This window comes from Brevibacterium sp. SMBL_HHYL_HB1, assembly GCF_018208375.1.
In the GTDB taxonomy this organism is placed as follows: domain Bacteria; phylum Actinomycetota; class Actinomycetes; order Actinomycetales; family Brevibacteriaceae; genus Brevibacterium; species Brevibacterium intestinavium.
In genome coordinates this window covers 3919624-3935721 of the sequence record NZ_CP062936.1, presented here as the reverse complement: position 1 = coordinate 3935721, position 16098 = coordinate 3919624, and the positions used below count along the sequence as shown (strand labels likewise).

General features: G+C 65.6%; 11 protein-coding genes. 1 reads left to right on the top strand and 10 read right to left on the bottom strand.

Translation table 11 applies throughout. The annotated features are described in order from the left end of the window. Window positions 1-100 precede the first annotated feature (100 nt). Entirely contained in the window at window positions 101-1366 is a 1266-nt protein-coding gene (locus tag IG171_RS17915; protein ID WP_249203806.1) for a hypothetical protein, read from the top strand. 52 nt (window positions 1367-1418) lie between these two features. Here the strand turns inward: IG171_RS17915 and IG171_RS17910 are convergent, their stop codons facing one another. From IG171_RS17910 to IG171_RS17865, 10 genes are all read right to left on the bottom strand, one after another. Then, window positions 1419-2528 carry an ATP-grasp domain-containing protein gene (locus IG171_RS17910; protein WP_212128666.1) on the bottom strand — a complete coding sequence of 370 codons (1110 nt, stop codon included), beginning with the start codon at window positions 2526-2528 and terminating at the stop codon, window positions 1419-1421. Further along, window positions 2525-3850, bottom strand: a complete 1326-nt coding sequence (locus IG171_RS17905) for an O-antigen ligase family protein (RefSeq protein ID WP_212128665.1) — start codon at window positions 3848-3850, stop codon at window positions 2525-2527. Before IG171_RS17905 ends, IG171_RS17910 begins: the two co-directional genes overlap by 4 nt. A gap of 4 nt (window positions 3851-3854) precedes the next feature. After that, window positions 3855-5033, bottom strand: coding sequence for a glycosyltransferase family 4 protein (locus IG171_RS17900; RefSeq protein WP_212128664.1), 1179 nt, complete (start codon window positions 5031-5033; stop codon window positions 3855-3857). Between the two features lie 4 nt (window positions 5034-5037). Beyond that, a complete protein-coding gene (locus IG171_RS17895) occupies window positions 5038-6447 on the bottom strand; it encodes a polysaccharide biosynthesis C-terminal domain-containing protein (RefSeq protein WP_212128663.1) in 1410 nt (469 codons plus the stop codon). Next, window positions 6431-7000, bottom strand: a complete 570-nt coding sequence (locus IG171_RS17890; RefSeq protein ID WP_249203802.1) for a sugar transferase — start codon at window positions 6998-7000, stop codon at window positions 6431-6433. Before IG171_RS17890 ends, IG171_RS17895 begins: the two co-directional genes overlap by 17 nt. Before the next feature lie 80 nt (window positions 7001-7080). Next, window positions 7081-7731 (bottom strand): low molecular weight phosphatase family protein, encoded by a 651-nt coding sequence (locus tag IG171_RS17885; RefSeq protein WP_212128661.1) that lies wholly within the window; start codon window positions 7729-7731, stop codon window positions 7081-7083. Between the two features lies 1 nt (window position 7732). Further along, window positions 7733-9310 carry a polysaccharide biosynthesis tyrosine autokinase gene (locus IG171_RS17880; protein ID WP_212128660.1) on the bottom strand — a complete coding sequence of 526 codons (1578 nt, stop codon included), beginning with the start codon at window positions 9308-9310 and terminating at the stop codon, window positions 7733-7735. A 350-nt stretch (window positions 9311-9660) separates the two neighbouring features. Beyond that, window positions 9661-10863, bottom strand: a complete 1203-nt coding sequence (locus IG171_RS17875; RefSeq protein ID WP_212128659.1) for an aminotransferase class I/II-fold pyridoxal phosphate-dependent enzyme — start codon at window positions 10861-10863, stop codon at window positions 9661-9663. 81 nt (window positions 10864-10944) lie between these two features. Further along, window positions 10945-12915 carry a nucleoside-diphosphate sugar epimerase/dehydratase gene (locus tag IG171_RS17870; RefSeq protein ID WP_212128658.1) on the bottom strand — a complete coding sequence of 657 codons (1971 nt, stop codon included), beginning with the start codon at window positions 12913-12915 and terminating at the stop codon, window positions 10945-10947. A 222-nt stretch (window positions 12916-13137) separates the two neighbouring features. After that, window positions 13138-15822: a LuxR C-terminal-related transcriptional regulator gene (locus IG171_RS17865; RefSeq protein ID WP_212128657.1), complete on the bottom strand. Its 2685-nt coding sequence runs from the start codon at window positions 15820-15822 to the stop codon at window positions 13138-13140. Window positions 15823-16098: the final 276 nt, after the last annotated feature.

Genomic DNA, 16098 nt, shown 5'->3' with positions numbered 1-16098 from the left:
ACGATGTCGGACGATTGAGCGACAGCGGTGGCCGGAAAGCTGCGCAGCGGAGCGGTTCCGTTCGGTCGATTCCGGACTCATCGTCACTAGGAGAGGGATCGTGGTGCTGCAGCCGGGAATCCAACAGCAGGGGCCTCCAACGCCCGCATTCGTCATCGACCATTCGATTCTCGAAGAGTTTGTCGAGCGTTTTCGCCGGGCCCTGGACACGCATTGGCCGAATTCGATTCTGTCCTATTCTTTTAAGACCAATTCATTGCCCTGGCTGCTCTCGTTCATGGAAAAGCGGGGTGTCTGGGCCGAAGTCGTCTCGGATTTCGAATATCGTCTGGCACTCGCAGTGGGTTACGCACCCGAGCAGATCGTGTTCAACGGACCGGTCAAGAGCCGCGACTGCCTGCGCGAAGCACTGTGCGGAGGGTCTCTCATCAATCTGGACTCCAAACGAGAAGTGCGTTGGACCGCCGAACTGGCCGCCGAGAGACCGGACTCGGTCCTGGCTGTGGGGCTGAGAGTCAACTGGGGCCTCGAGGCGCGGGTTCCGGGCGAAAGCACCATGCGCACCGACAGCAGTCGATTCGGGTTCAGCCCCGACAATGGCGAACTCGGCGATGCGATCTCTGCGCTGGAAGCGGCCGGGGTCCGCGTCGCCGGGCTCCACATGCATCGGAATTCCCTGACCCAGAGCCTGGAGGTCTACAAGGCCTCAGCGTCGGTGGCGGCCGAGCTCATCTCATCCATGGGCCTCGACCTCGACTGGATCGACATCGGCGGGGGCTTCTTCGGCAGTCCCAGCGGCGATCCGACTTTCGATCAGTACGTATCCGTCATCCGCGATGAGCTCGCCGGAACCGTCGACATCGATCGCACTCAGCTGATCGTCGAACCGGGCGGTTCGCTGATCGCCGTTCCCATCGAGTTCCATGCTCAGGTCATCGACGTCAAAGACATCGGAGACCAGCGGTACATCGTGACCGACGCCAGCAGGACGGATATCGATCCTCTCTTCCGTCGGAAGAGGAACTTCGCGATCCGAGTCGACCCCGCCGGCGAGGCGACCGCTCCGTCTCGGAAGTGCCCAGAGCAGGTGATCTGCGGATTCACCTGCATGGAGGACGACAGACTCACCGTGCTGAAAGACGCTCAAGAACTGAAGGAAGGCGACCGCATCGTCTTCTACCGCGTGGGCGCCTACACCATGTCCTATCAGTCTCCCTTCATCGAGTCCCCGCCGGCCGTCTATGTGCGACGCGGGGATTCGGTGGATCTCGTCCGCCGCAAAGGGACGACGGACGACTACCTGCGGGGAAGCACCTGGACCGAAGCAGCGCTGCCCGAACCGGTTCCAGCCCACACTGAGGGGTGAAAGCCCCTCGCGTCGCTCAAGGTCCGCGCTGCCGGCCGAGGCGGCTGCGGGGTCAGAACGCCTGCGGTTCGGGCGCAGACGATCGGAACGGGTGCGGTTCGGGCGCCGTCGGGCACAGCGTCGGGGCGCTGTCGAGGATCGAGAATTCCTCGCGCCGGGCGGACATGATGCCGATCCGGCAGCTCAGCAAGCTTGGGTCGTGGTCCAGCCCAGCCAATGATCGAACCATGTGCGCCGGCAGATCCGCCCCGGCGAGATGGCAGAACGGGTATCCCCCACCGAACCGTGGGTTGACATCGATGATCAGCGGTGTGCCGTCGGCACTCTCTCGGAAGTCGACGTCGATCGGGCCCACCGGCTTGAGGAGATCGCCGAGTGCTGCCATGGAGGCGGTGAAGACCCCGGGGGCGACAGTGGTTGCGACATCGGTGTCCCCACCCCTCATGCGGTCCTTGCGCCGAGCCAGAACACCGAGCAGACTCCCCTCCCCATCGAGTGGGTACACTCCATCGACACCGTATTCGGCCCCCGGCAGGAGTTCCTGCACGACCACGGCGTCGAGGCCGTTCGAGCTCGCTCTTCCGTCGCCGCCCTTCGCGGATTTCGCGGATTCGGATACGGCGTCGCCGAGATCCGCTGCGGAGGCGAAGCAGAGACCTGTCGAACCGCTGCCGAAACGGTGTTTGACGATGAACCGTCCGTTCGGGTTCGCTGCTCGAACGCTGTCGACTTCACTGCCGAGCCACGTGGCAGGGGAGGGAAGTCCCCGTTGTGTGAGCGCGGAGGCCATGAGGTGTTTGTCCAAGACGATGGTCTGCGCACCGGATTCGAGAGCGGCGACGATGCACCCGGTTCTCCGCAGCTCGTCGGCAAGACCGGTCGACAGGACCTGGAGTTCGTAGTCGTTGAGTGAGATGAACAGGTCGGGCGATTCCCTGCTCACCCAGTTCGCGATCGTCTCGCGATAGACCGGTGCGTTGTAGGCCGGGACGACCACGCTGCGGTCCGCACTGGCGAACGACGGGGCGGATTCGCGGTATTCGAAGGCGATGACTTCGCCGGGAAGTCCCTGTGACCGCAGGGCGGTTCTGAACCAGTCCAGGTAGTGGGCCCGGTGGCCCGCGGAGGCTATGACGATCTTCAGATTCTGGGAACGAGTCATCGGTATTCCTTCGCTGGAAGCGGACGACGGTGACGTCCGGCGGGAAGCGGACGAGTGCTTCCGGCCGGAAGTGAGCGGCGGTTCCTGTCGGTCGGAGGCGCCAGCTCAGCGCAGAGAAGCGGCAGCGAGATGAAGAAGATGGTGAAGATCGTCCCGACCAGTCCGATCGTGAACAGCGATACGCTCTCCACGCATGACAGCCCCGCGACTCCGACCGCCGAGGCGAACAGGACGTGTCGACGACGACTGTCGAGGGACGACTTCACCACTCGCGTCCAGACCAGAGCGAGGACCGCGAACAGGAACAGCAGTTCCGCCAGTCCACCGCTGACGAGCGTCTCGATGAGGAAGCTGTGGAATTCCGAGAACTGCATCCCGTGCTCTTGGGCGAGGGTGACGCCGCGGAACCCCCCGCTGCCCAAGAGGATTCCGTGCTCCCTCCAGATGTCGAGTCCGATGCCCCAGACGACGTCCCGTCCGGCCAGCGCGGCACTCGGGCGCAGGACGAGATCCCGGACAGTGCTTCCGATGTCCGTCAGCAGCATGATCGTCCCCGCGGTCGCCGCCGCCATGACGGTGGCGATGAAGTATCTGGCTCTCGTGCGCAGCTGAAGCAGGGCGAACACGACTGCGAAGATGATCGTGGCGGCGATCGAGCCCCTGGACATGGTCAGGAGCAGCGAGACGATCTGCAGGCCGAACAGCCCGACATTGTGCAGTCGAGGACGTCTGCCCGCCAGGCAGAGCGCATGCGCAACGATGCTCAGGAACAGGAAGTACCCGAACTGGTTGCGATTGGCGAAGAAGCTGCTGAGTTCGAACTGATAGCTCGAACTCGCATTCAGAAGCTGCGGGATGTCCTGGGCGTGCAGCACCGAATTGACGATGATGGCGGCCAGCGTCAGCCACAGGAATCCGGTCAGGAACTTCCGCAGGTCTGCCTCATCCGGCCGCATCGCCTGCACCAGTCCGGCGTAGACCACGATGCCGACCGTTCCGGCGACCGCACCCATGAGGTCCATAAGATCGTAGGTTCCGTATCGGAACCCCACGGACAGCAGGGTCGCCAGCTGGAGGATGCCGTACACCAGCGCGATCCAGATCCACGGATCGCGCGGCTGGATCCGCCAGCGCGACGCCACGAACACGACGATGCCCGTCTGGACCGCGTACCCGGCCGCGACGGCAGCTGTGAAAGGGACGGGGACTCCGATCACCTGCACCACTGTGACCGGCACGATCGCCACCACGATGAGCGTGAGCAGGATCGTGCCGGTTCCCGGATGGAACCGACGCCGGCTGCTCAGAGGCCGTGTCCGCATCGTCTCATCCGACATCGAGGATCAGCTCACCGAGACGCCTGTAGGTCACCCCGCGGTCGAAGTGCTCTTCGGCCATCAGCCGCGAGCCCTTCGCCCGCTCCGGAAGTCTGTCGTCCGAGGCCAGCTTCTCCAGCGCCGAGGCTATGGAGCGGGCACCGGCATCGCAGCTGATCCCTGCACCGTAGGCGTCCAGCAGGGTCCGATATTCCTCACACTCCTGCGAGTTGACCACCGGCAGCCCGGCGGCCGCGTAGTCACCGACCTTGTTCGTGATGCTCTGTGCGGCTCCCGCGACGATGGGGTTGACCGCGATATCGCAGCCTCGCAGACGTGAGACCATCTCCGGGTAGTCGAGCGCGCCGTGGAAGATCACCTCATCGCGCAGGTCTGCGGTGTCGCGGCGCCACTGGTCCTCGAACGGTCCCGTGCCCATCAGGTGCAGACGCATGCGCTGTCCCCGGTGCCTCAGGATCCGCAGGGCGTCGAACACCGCCGGCAGATCATAGCTGTGACCCAGAGTTCCGATGTAGACGAGTTCGCGGTACCCAGCCTCAGGCGGACGCTTCGCGGTGAAGCCGTCGAAGCGTTCGAGGTCGGTGCCCAGATACACGGTGGACACGCTCGCCTCATCGTCTCGGGCCTCCGCCACCCGCCTCGAGTACGTTTCGGAGACCGTGACCGCTGCGTCCGCGGCCCGATAGATCCGCTGTGCCCTGCTGCGCAGCGGGGCGAGGGCGTAATGTGCCGCCCGCTTGGGCCTGAGCACCATCTCGAAGGCCTCGGGCCATAGGTCCTGCACATCGATGATGAACTTGACTCCATGCCGCTTCGCGTAAGTCCGAGCCGCGTCCGCGACGTCGAGCGACGGTACGGCGCAGTAGATGACGTCGGGCCGACGCCGTCTGTGCAGGTAGTCTGTGAGGTTGCGTCCCAGGGCACGATGACTGAGGATCCGGCGGATCGAGACGTTCGTCGGATATCCGGGTTCCCGCACACAGGTCGTCCGATAGAGAGGGTTCCGGGCAGTGGGCGCAGGTCTCTGCCGCTTGACCGTATGGGAGAACGACGAGGTCACCAATTCCACATCGGCGCCGAGGCGACCGAGCACGCTCGCCACGGTGTTGAATCGGTTGTTCGAGTTTCCCGCTACGTCCGCGAATTGCGCGATCATCAGCACGTCCATCTTCTCATTCCTTCGTTCTGTCCGCGGATCGGCCCGCAGCCTCGACAACATCTCCCGGCTCGTTGGCGCACAGGCCGCTCGTGCGGGCCCCGGTGCAGTCGTCTCCGTCTTCGGACCCATCGACTTCGCTGGGCCTCCTCTTCCTCCTGACCCGTCGCAAGGCGATGGCGCCCACGACGGCGCAGAGCGAATAGCCGATGATCGAGCCGTAGGCCGCGCCCAGCATCCCGAACTGCGGGATCAGCAGAACATAGGCGATCAGCGCCGCAGCAGTGCCGAAGACTTCGATGGTCGACACGGTGCCCGGGGCATCCGCTGCGATGAAGAGCCCCTGTTGGACTCGCGTGACGCCGAAGACCACCGCGGACACAGCCAGAGCGGGAATCGCCACGGTGGCAGGAAGGTAGGAGTCGGGAAGGACGAATACGATCATCGCGTAGGCGGCGGCTCCCAGCACGGTCACAATGCCGATCAGCAGCGCCACGCACTGAGCGAACAGCTTGGCGATCGGGAACCGTCGCGACCGAAACGCCTTCGACCAGCCGCGCAGCGAGGCGTCAACCCACTGCTGAATGGGCCATGTGGCCATTTCGAGCACAGTGGCGACGGTGACGTAGAGGCCCAGTTCCGCCGAGCTGCTCAGCATCGGCAGCAGCAGACGATCGGAGTGGAGCATCGCGGAGTTGCTGAACTCGGACGGCAGCAGTATCCACCCTCGGCGACGCAGCCCGCGGGCCTCGGCGCGAGTCAGCTGCGACGACGCACCCTCCCCGGTCAGCGGCGACGAGACACCGGTGCGGGACAGCGCCGGCGACGGGACACCGGTGCGGGGTGAGAAGATCAGGATGAGGACGGCAGGAATCGTCGAACCCACGTAGACCCACATCCAGATCACAGGGTCATCGACGCCGAGCAGCACCAGGCTGAGAGCGCCCGCCACGATGATCACCTGTGTGGCGATGGCATTGAGTGCGAACCATTTCCATTCCCGACTGCAGACATAGGCGACCCTCACCGCATGCACCAGCGAGTTCAGGGCGACGTATCCGCCGATTGCGATGGCGCCGGCCCACAGCCATCTCGTGCTGAAAGGAGCCACGGTCGTGGCGAGCACGGCGATCGGGAGGATCGCCACGGTGCCGGGCAGCACCAGCCGTGCGAATCGCCGATATTCGTCGCCGAAGCCGCCGAAGCGCGTGGCGATGAAGGGTCGTTCGAGGCCCATGATCGCGAACACGGACAGGAAGTAGACCAGTTGCAGCGCGAACGCCAGATCCCCTCGGGCCGAAGGGTCGAGAACGACCGCGGCCAGCAGATTCATGGCGACCGCGCCTCCGGCGGCCACGATCTGGGCTCCGACCAAGACACCGGCGGCCACACGGACTCGTGCCGACTCATCAGCGTTCGCCATCATCGTCTCCTTCCCGACCGGAGAAGACGGGCACCGTTGCGTATCCGGACCGACTGATCCCTCTTCTCATCGCCACGGTGTGCACGGTCTGCAGAAGAATGGTCAGGTCCAGGAGCAGGCACCGTCGGTCGACGTAGTCCACGTCGAGGTCGAACTTGTCCTGCCAATCGAGTTCGTTACGACCGCGGACCTGCGCCAGCCCGGTGATGCCGGGCCGCACCTCGTGCCGCCTGGCCTGCTCGTGGGTGTACAGATCCAGATACTCCACCAGCAGAGGCCGGGGGCCGACCAGACTCATGTCACCGCGCAGCACATTCCACAGTGAGGGCAGCTCGTCGAGGCTGGATGCCCGCAGGAGCTTCCCGATCGAGGTCAGCCTCTGTTCGTCCGTATCGTGCTCCGTCTCCGGGTGTCGCATCGTCCTGAACTTCAGCAGTTCGAAGATCTCGCCGTCCCGTCCCGGGCGTCGTTGGCGGAAGAGGATCGGCCGGCCGAGAGTGAGCAGGACTGCGACGGCGATGCCCGCCTGCACAGGAGCGGTTGCGATGAGTCCCACTGCTCCCAGACACAGATCCACGGCTCGCTTGGTGAAGTCGTAGGATCGCCTCCTCAGAAGCAGGAGAGTGGGATTCCGCGTCAGGAGATCGGCATGCCGAGAGCATTGACCGCCCATCGGTCCTCCTCATCGAGGCTCAGCGCCCTCTGCAGCAGCAGGGCCACTCCCTCCACTGCGGGAACGAGCTGGATCGCCGAATGCGTGTAGACCCCGTGGTCACCGCCGAAGGGATCGAGCACGTCATCATCGGAAGGGAACTGCGGTCGGCGTTGACGACTCCGCCCTCGAGCCACCGCGGCGACGGCGGTTCGCAGCCTTCCCGCACGATCGTCGACGTCCAAGGCCCCTTCCCTGACGATGTCCGAGTCCCGTGTCGTCGCTGCCAGGCGTGCGAACTCCCGCATGGTGAAGGTGCGGCGGATGGTGCTCGGACTGAGCTCGACGAGTTTCCGTCTGTGCTCGCGGGTCATGGCCAGGACGAGGTCGGCCTCGCGCAGCAGGTCGACGGTGACCTTCCTGGCCCGGTGGCCACGGGCATCGGTGGTACCCAGGTAGTAGGCGATCTCGCGAGTCTGTTTGGTCATCAGCCGCCCGAGCGCGGGCTGGGTGCCCGCCGAGCCGACCAGGATCTCCGAGTCGTCGACGAATCGCTGCCTGAGCACCGCCTCTGCCAACGGCGACCGGCAGATGTTGCCGGTGCACACCGTGAGAATCGCGAATTGATCGGGCACGTCAGGACACCTCCCTCGAGGCGCTCTTCGCCTCCGCCCGAGAGGCGTGCACCAATGACAGCGCCGAACTCGTCGGGCGGTCCGCACTGCTCGTGTCGATCTGCACGGCTGGTTCGTCATGGACTTCATGTTCCGGCCGAGCGGACCCGCTGAGCTCGGAACCGCGATCGGACACGAAAGCGTGGTCCGGTCCCCCAAGCTGTTCGTCGGCAGTCGGGGGTGTGCCGTAGGAGGCCCGACTGCCGTAGACGTACAGGTCGTCACCGTTGGGCGGCAGTTTCGTGACGATGATCCCGGATACGTGTGCGCCGACGTCTTCATGCATGCTGATGGCTTCGAGCACCGCCGGCTTCCTGCTGCTCTGTGCCGCGGCCACGACGAGTGTGCCCGTGGCCTTCTTCCCGATGACGGCAGAATCCGTCACGGCCAGCGCGGGAGGGGCGTCCAGAATCACGAAGTCGAATTCTGCGCTGAGGGTCTCCAACACGAGGTCCATGGCTTCCGAACCGAGCAGTTCGCTCGGGTTGGGTGGGATGCGACCCGAAGGAAGAGCGTGGAGCCCGTTTTCGCCCCAGTACTGCAGCACATCGTCGAGCTCCGCTCGTCCCACCAGAACATCGCTGAGGCCGGCCCCGCCCTCGATGCCCAGGTACTCGGCGACTCTGGGCCGACGGAGGTCGCAGTCGACGAGGACCACTCGCATCCCCGCCTCGGCGAGGACGATCGACAGGTTCGCCGCTGTGATCGACTTTCCCTCCTGCACGCTCGACGAGGTGACCGTGAGGACTCGATTCCGCTGCCCGATCACGAGGAAATCCAAACTGGTGCGAAGCGCCCTGAACGCCTCGGTCGTCGAACTGTGAGGATGACTGCGCGCGACGAGAGGGTCGCTGTCGATCGTCGGATCGTGCGGGATCCTGCCGACGACCGGAACCGCCGTGATCTGTTTGATGTCGCGAACGGAGTGGACCCTGGTGTCGAGCACAGCGGTGAGGATGGCAAGACCGAGACCGGCGAACAGGCCGACGAGCAATCCCAGCGGCAGAAGGAGTTCGGCGCGCGGACTCACCGGGTCCTCGTCGGTCAGCGCCTGCTGAGTGGTGGTGAGGCTGATCGAACTCTCGCCGTCCGCCCGAGCCGGTTCCAGTCGATCCTGCACTGCCTGCTTGAGACTCTCCCCGACCGCCTCGGCGATCGCTGAGGCCTGGCCCGGATCTGTGTCTTCGGCCGCGATGTCGATGAGGACAGACTCCTCCGGGGTGCTGGCCTGAACCTTCTCCGCCAGTTCGGAGACGGTGGTGTCGAGCTCCAGCTCATCGATCACAGGCTGCAGGACCACGCTGGTGCCCACCACGTCCGCGTAGCTGCTGACGACCTCACGGGCGAAGCTGTTGCCCTGCATGAGGTCGCCCGTGGTCCCGACCTCCGACCGGACGGACACGTACAGCTGCGTGTTGGCCTCATAGGTCGGGGGCATGAGCATCACGGGGACGAACCCGGCGCCGATTCCCAGCGCTGTCATCACGGTGACAAGCAGCCATTTCTTGCGAAGGATCCGCAGATAGTCACGCAGTTCCATGGATGTCAGACCTTTCCTCGTCTCCGGCGGGTTCTCAAACGCAGCCATGGTCGGTCACCTCGAAGTCACGGGTTGCAGGAGAACCCGATCGAAGCGTCCTCGCGGGCTCCCGGTCTCGGATCGACGCGAGAGCCCGGAGGCATTCCTGATGTTCATTTCCGTGTCCTCCGCTTCGGCCGATCCGAATCTCAGGCTATAGCCGTGACCGAGGGCAGTAATGGGAAAGTCATGTTGCCTGCGGCGGACCGCATCGAGTGTGCGGAAAGCCGACCGAGCCCCCACGGCAGCGGGCGTCTGCGCCGCAGGCTCGCGGGATCGGGGGTCGAGCGGCGTGGACTGCGGTCGGGCTATCATGCGATGCGATCGAACTGCGGCTTCGGACAGCTGATGAAGTCGATGACCGTCTCGATGATCCGATCGACATCGGTCTCGCTCAGGGCCGAGCCGCTGGGCATTGTCAGACCGGAGGCGAACAGGAATTCGGACACCTGCCCGCCGTGCATGGGTGCGGCGGTGAAGACCGGCTGCAGATGCATCGGCTTCCACAGGGATCTCGTCTCGATGCTGTGCGCCGCCAGCCATGCGCCCAAATCACCGGCGCTGAAGCCTGCCCGCTGCTCATCGACGAGGATCGCTGACAGCCAAGCGTTGTCCCGATGAGGGTTGTCCGCTCCGAAGAGGGTGATCCCCTCCCAAGGCGAGACGATCGAGTCGTCGTACCGCTGACGAATCGCCCTTCGCCTGTCGATCATGCCGTGGAGCCTGGTCAGCTGCGCCCGACCGAGAGCGGCCAGCAGATTGCTCAGGCGATAGTTGAAGCCGATCTCTCTGTGCTCGTAGTGGGCCACCGGCTCCCGTGCCTGAGCGGAGAGGTAAGCGGCGTATTCGGCGAGACGGTCGTCATCGGTCAGGAGCGCGCCCCCTCCCGACGTCGTCATGATCTTGTTGCCGTTGAATGAAACAGCCGCGGCCTGCCCGAAGCTGCCGCATGGCTCCTGCCCGTATGCCGAGCCCAGCGATTCGGCCGCATCGATGAGGACGGGAACCTCGAACTCGGCGGCGATCGGCAGGATCCGTCCATAGTCGGCGGGACGTCCGAGCAGATCGACGGGAACGATCGCGGCCGGGGCCCTGCCCTCGGCGGCCAGTTCCTTGAGCACTCGGTGCAGCAGCGCCGGATCCATGTTTCCGTCAGATGCGCAGTCGACGAAATGCGGCCGAGCACCGCAGTAGGTGATGGCGTTCGCTGTCGCGGCGAAAGTCATCGTCGATGTCACGACAGCATCGCCGGGGCGAACGCCGAGACCGAGCAGCCCCATGTGCAGGGCCGCCGTTCCGGATGAGAGTCCCACCGCGTGCCGAACTCCGACTTCCGCCGCGAGTTCGTCCTCGAACGCCCTGAGGTCGGGACCGATGGGGGCGATCCAGCCGCCGCGGAAGGCCCGGAGGAGGAATTCCTCCTCCACCGGTCCGACGTCCGGGGTGGACAGCAGGATCCTCTCGTCGGCGGATGCGGTGCGCTGTGAGCTCGGTGTTGTGCCGGACAGGGGCATATCCTGACCTTCCCTTCTTCTCGAGGCAGGCTCTGTCGGCTCCAACGGAGGCACGAGCCAGTGGTGGATTCGTCTCTGCGCTCAGATCGGCTCTCGGCTCACGCGCTCCGGGACCAGACCCGCGGTCGCGGACAGGTGGACGGTCTCGGTCTCGATCTTCTGTGCGCCCGGCTCACGATCGACCGGTGCGCCGAGCTCATGGCCGATCGCCGTCACCGGACGGCAGTTGCGGCTGCAGAACTGATCGATGATGTCCCGCTCGGCCATGACGACGGGCAGGTCGGCCGGTTCGATCACCGGAGCCTCCACGCGGCTGATCTTGTCGTGGATCCGCACGACAGTCCCCTCGTAGTCGCCGAAGAGCTCTTCGTCGAGCTTCTCTCCCTCGCGCAGACCGGTGTAGACGATCTCGGTGTTCTGGTTCGACATCGCGACCAGACTTCGGGCGATGTCGACGATGCGCACCGGCTCCCCCATGTCGAGGACCATGACGTAGCCGTCCTCTCCGATCGTCGCCGCTTGCAGCAACAGCTGACAGGCTTCGGGAATCGTCATGAAGTATCGACGGACTTCGGGATCGGTGACGGTGATCGGGTCTCCTCGCCTGATCTGCTCCTGGAAGGACATCAGCACCGAGCCACGGGAGCCCAGCACGTTGCCGAAGCGGACGGAGAGGTAGGTCCCCGGCGACTTCGCGGCGAACCCGCTGACCAGCTGCTCCGCAATGCGCTTGCTGCGACCCAGTTCGCTCGTCGGGGAAGCCGCTTTGTCGGTCGAGACGTTGACGAAGGTCTCGACCCCGACCGCGTGAGCGGCATCGAGGACGTTGAGGGTGCCGTGGACGTTGGTCTTCCAGGCCTCTTCGGGGAATCTCTGCAGCATCGGCAGGTGCTTGAGCGCCGCGGCGTGGAAGACGATCTGGGGCCTCGCCTCGGCGAATATCCGGTTCAGCGCCGCCCGATCGCGGATGTCGGCGAGCACGGTGTTCGGCGACATCAGCAGGGCCGAGCCGAACAGGGAGAGTTCGACTCCGTGCAGAGAGGTCTCGTCCCGGTCGAGCATGACGAGGCTTTCGGGGTTGAGGGAGAAGATCTGACGACAGAGTTCGCTGCCGATCGACCCTCCCGCACCGGTGACCAGCACTCGCTTGCCCGCCACCGCCTCGGCGATCTCATCCAGGTCGGTGCGGATGGGGCTGCGTCCGATCAGGTCCTCGACCTTGAGGTCGCGGATATCGGCGATCTCGACCTTTCGGTTGACCATCTCCGCCAGCGGCGAGATCGTTCGCAGCCACGTCCCGGACGTCTGCAGACGATCTCGGCAGGCGTGGAGGAATCCCGCCTCGGAATCGGCGATGGCGACGATGACACCGGCGACGTTGAGCCATTCGACCACCTCGGCGATGTCCTCGCTCGTGCCCCGCACACGCACCCCGTGGATGCTCAGGTGCCGCTTGCGCGGATCGTCGTCGATGAGCCCGACGGGCAGATAGGCGCCGTCGGGGTCGGACAGCATCTGTCGGATCAGCGACTCGGCGGCGGCGCCGGCACCGACGACGAGCACCCGCTGACCCTGCAGCGGCCGAGTGGCGATCTGGTGGGACCAGCGGACGACGTAGCGGCTGCCGGTCATGAGGATGACAGCGGACAGCACGGTCAGCAGAACGAATGGAGAGTTCCCGAACGTGACGGCCATGAGGGCGCACGCGATGACGAGAGAGATGATCGCGATCCCGCCGTATTCGGAGAAGCTGCCGTAGTGGAATCGGCTCCTGTACACACCGATGAGCAGTCCAAGAACCAACTGCAGAGCCACTGAAGCGGCGAGGGCGATGCCCAGCTCGACCGTCGCGATGCCGCCGCTCATGACCGTCGCGGCGAGCAGACCGGCGAGGATCCAAGCCGAGACGTCGAACAGCAGCTGCAGACCGGTCTTGTTCCTCCAGACCCGCATCGCCAGTCTCGCCGGCCACGCCGCTGTCGCGGCCGCCATCGGTGGGGCTGCGGAAGCGCCTGTCCGGGTGAGCGGATCCGGGTGTTCTGACACAGTCATAGCGATCTCCCATACTCGACGATCCCGGCCGAGCGGCCGGCCACCGCCCGAGGACTCCGGCGGTGCTGCGATTCCCACTGCGGAATGCGTCGAGTTCACGCTATGGCTGCCGAGCTCCTGTTCAGCCGCTTGCGGAGGAGGGAGTGCGGTCATCCGCGGCCACCGTGCGGAGTGCCACGACCGGCACCGTGCGGAGTGCCACGATCTTCGGCCGGGTCCTTCTCAGACGGCGGCGAGGCGAGGATTGCCGGCCAGGCGGGACACGAGTTCCGTCCGTGACCCGACGTCGAGTTTGCGGTAGACGGCGGTGAGCCGGAGTTCGACCGTCCGCAGGGAGACGAAGATGCGTTCGGCGATCTCCCGGTTCTTCAGCCCCATCCGGACCAGTTCGACGACCTTGCGTTCCTCATCGCTGAGCTCGCCCAGACGCGGCAGGTCGGGCAGAGCCTCGATTTCGGCAGCTTCGGTCCGACCGGCGAGCAGCTGCTCGGCCAATCGTTCGGCCCCGGCCTCGTGCAGCAGGGCCGCGGCCGCTGTTCGCTGTTCGCGTGCCTTCATCCCGGCCCCGTTGTCGGCCAGGCGCGACGCGAATGCCGCATGGGTCAGCGCCTTCTCGAAAGCGAATTCGGGTGAGCTCGCTTCGCGCAGAGCACGCCCGAACAGTTCGGTGCACGTCGTCCCGGCGGCCAGCATCGCTTCGCTCCTGCTCACCGCCAGCTCGGTCCAGCGAGAGGGGCAGCGGTCGGCCCGCCTGCGCAGCTGCTGGAGCATCACCGAGGCGTGTTCCCTTCGGCCCAGTCTCACCAGCGCCTCGATCAGGTCGCCTTCGAAACGGCGCACATTGGGGTTGACCTCGGCTCCCGAGAGCTCGGCGCAGCGACGCAGATGATCGACGGCTTCGGCCGGACAGTCCACGCTCAGCAGATAGCGCCCCTGGACGGCGTTGAGCTCGGCGAGGAGACTGCGGTTGCCCGTGGTCATGGCCAGTGCTGCGGCCTCTTCCTCCACCGTGCCGGCATCACCTGGGCGTCCGCTCATGAACAGGTGCCAGCAGCGCAGCAGCAGCAGACGGTCCTGCCGGATGAGCCCGGAGCCTCTGCTCGCCTCGCTCTCGGAGGCGGCGGTGATCCGGTCGATGACATCGCTGGCGCGGCGAATGCGCCCGAGACGGATCTCCAGCTCAGCCCGCAGACAGTCCGCCTGTCGCCGCCAGGTCCGGGACGGCTCGCAGTCCATGCGGACCCGATCGAGCACGGCGGAGGCACGATCATAGTGCTCGGTCAGCATCAGTCCGGAGGCGACTGCCAGACCGAAGGTCGGTTCGAACGCTTCCTGCTCCTCCTGCAACGCGATGAATCCCCGCAGCGCCGAGGCATCGTCTCCGCGATTGCTCTCGAGCAGGATCCGCACGGCCTGGGCGAGCTGTCGCTCACCGTCGTGGAAGGAATCCTGCGCTGCTTCGGCCAGCTCCACCAGTTCCTGCGCGTCGGCATACTCGCCTCGTTCGCAGTGGCAGAGTGCCAGCGTCAGCTGCAGGCGGGCGACTTCGGCGGGAGCCTCCGCCGCTTCACGTCTGCTCCACGGCATCAGCAGTGAGGAGGGCAGCGTCTGCGTCCTGACGAACTCATTGCGCACATCGAGCGTCCGTGCGCGGACGGCGATGCCGGGGTGAGAAGAACGTGAGGCGAGTGTCGAATAGCGGCGTGCGAAGACGAACTGACCACGGTCGGCAAGCGCTTCGGCCACATCGAGAATCCGCTCGTGGAGCCGCTCAGGGGCGGCACTGACCTTGAGGGCCCGCTCGACGAATTCGATGCCGCAGGCGACGAATCCCTGCCGGATCAGTCCTGTCGCGTGCGCGGTCAGGAGCTCGGGCGTCTCCTCGTCCGGGGCGACGAACGAGGTGTGCCAGGCTTCGACCTGCGGCCAGGTCTCGGCGCAGTCCTGCGCCAGGTCGAGGTGCGTCCGGCGCCTCTGACCGGCTGACATCGACTGCTGGACCGAGGCTCGGACGAGCCCATGCGGGATGCGCAGGAATGCTCCACGGCGTTCGATCGCTCCGCGGGACTCGAGTTCGTCGATGGCCTCCCAGAACCCGGGCATCCGATCGGCCAGCGGACGAACGGGCGTCAGCGGGGCCAGGGACAGGCATCTGAGTATCTCTTCGGAATCGGGACTCGTCCCATCGACGAGCTCGGCGATCATCGGGTGGCTGGCCGGTCCCACCCTGACCGGCAGAGTCAGCGCGATCTCTCCGCGGATCTCGCTCAGTGCCATCTCGTCGAGAATGCGGCTGAGCGCCAGCGGCCGTCCCGATGCCGCATGGGCGGCCACCAGTGCCGCCTCCTCGGCGAGCGTCAGGTGTCCGAACCGCACGGCGCTGAGCTCGTGGGCGAGGTCGACCAGCTCGGCGATGCTGAGATCCGACAGTGCGATCTCGGGCACCGACGCGAACGGACCGTCATCGCTGACCGACCGTGCGGTGATGACGATGCTCAGCGGACCGGTCCGCCGGCGGCGGAGGATCCGTCCGAGCACCCGCTGGGAGTCGAGGTCCATCTCATCGGCGTTGGGGACGAGGACGAGCATGTTCTTCTCCTCCGGCAGCGCATCAAGGGCCGTCAGCGCGCTCAAGGCCACCTCGTCGAGAGTGCGCTCCGCGGGGATCGCGACATCGTCGACCGGTGCTCCGACGGCGGTGAGCAGACCGTCGATGCCGGAATAGGCGATCTGCGCGTCGAGCGGACTGGACGGCACCCGGACGGCGATTCCCTCCCAGTCGGCCTCGAGGGCACGCAGAAGTGACCGTCTGCCGGTCCCGATGCCGCCGGTGAGCGCCACGGAATGATGCCGTGAGAGCAGAGTGCGGAGGTCACCGAGTTCCTTGCGACGAATCACCGGGCGCATGATCTCATCCCCTTCATTTCGACTGCGGACGTCCACCGGGTCGCGGCAGCCGGAGCGGGTGCGCTGAGAGGCGTCGATGGCCTGAACGGCCGCAGAATGCTGTCCATACCATCGATGCTGGTCGATCACGACGGCCCGGGACCAGGTGGTCGACACTGGAGTATGCGCCAGGTCACTACTCGGTCACCGCTCGGTCACTGCCCGAGCCCCTGGATGCATACTCGCTTGTGCCCGAATTCCCGCAACAGCCGATACTCGGTGCGGTCTAGGGCGTGT

Bases quoted from the DNA above. Each gene is read 5' to 3' on its own strand.
- IG171_RS17910 (WP_212128666.1), bottom strand. From the start codon at position 2,528: ATGACTCGTTCCCAGAATCTGAAGATCGTCATAGCCTCCGCGGGCCAC.
- IG171_RS17905 (WP_212128665.1), bottom strand. From the start codon at position 3,850: ATGCGGACACGGCCTCTGAGCAGCCGGCGTCGGTTCCATCCGGGAACC.
- IG171_RS17900 (WP_212128664.1), bottom strand. From the start codon at position 5,033: ATGGACGTGCTGATGATCGCGCAATTCGCGGACGTAGCGGGAAACTCG.
- IG171_RS17895 (WP_212128663.1), bottom strand. From the start codon at position 6,447: ATGATGGCGAACGCTGATGAGTCGGCACGAGTCCGTGTGGCCGCCGGT.
- IG171_RS17880 (WP_212128660.1), bottom strand. From the start codon at position 9,310: ATGGAACTGCGTGACTATCTGCGGATCCTTCGCAAGAAATGGCTGCTT.
- IG171_RS17875 (WP_212128659.1), bottom strand. From the start codon at position 10,863: ATGCCCCTGTCCGGCACAACACCGAGCTCACAGCGCACCGCATCCGCC.
- IG171_RS17870 (WP_212128658.1), bottom strand. From the start codon at position 12,915: ATGACTGTGTCAGAACACCCGGATCCGCTCACCCGGACAGGCGCTTCC.
- IG171_RS17865 (WP_212128657.1), bottom strand. From the start codon at position 15,822: ATGCGCCCGGTGATTCGTCGCAAGGAACTCGGTGACCTCCGCACTCTG.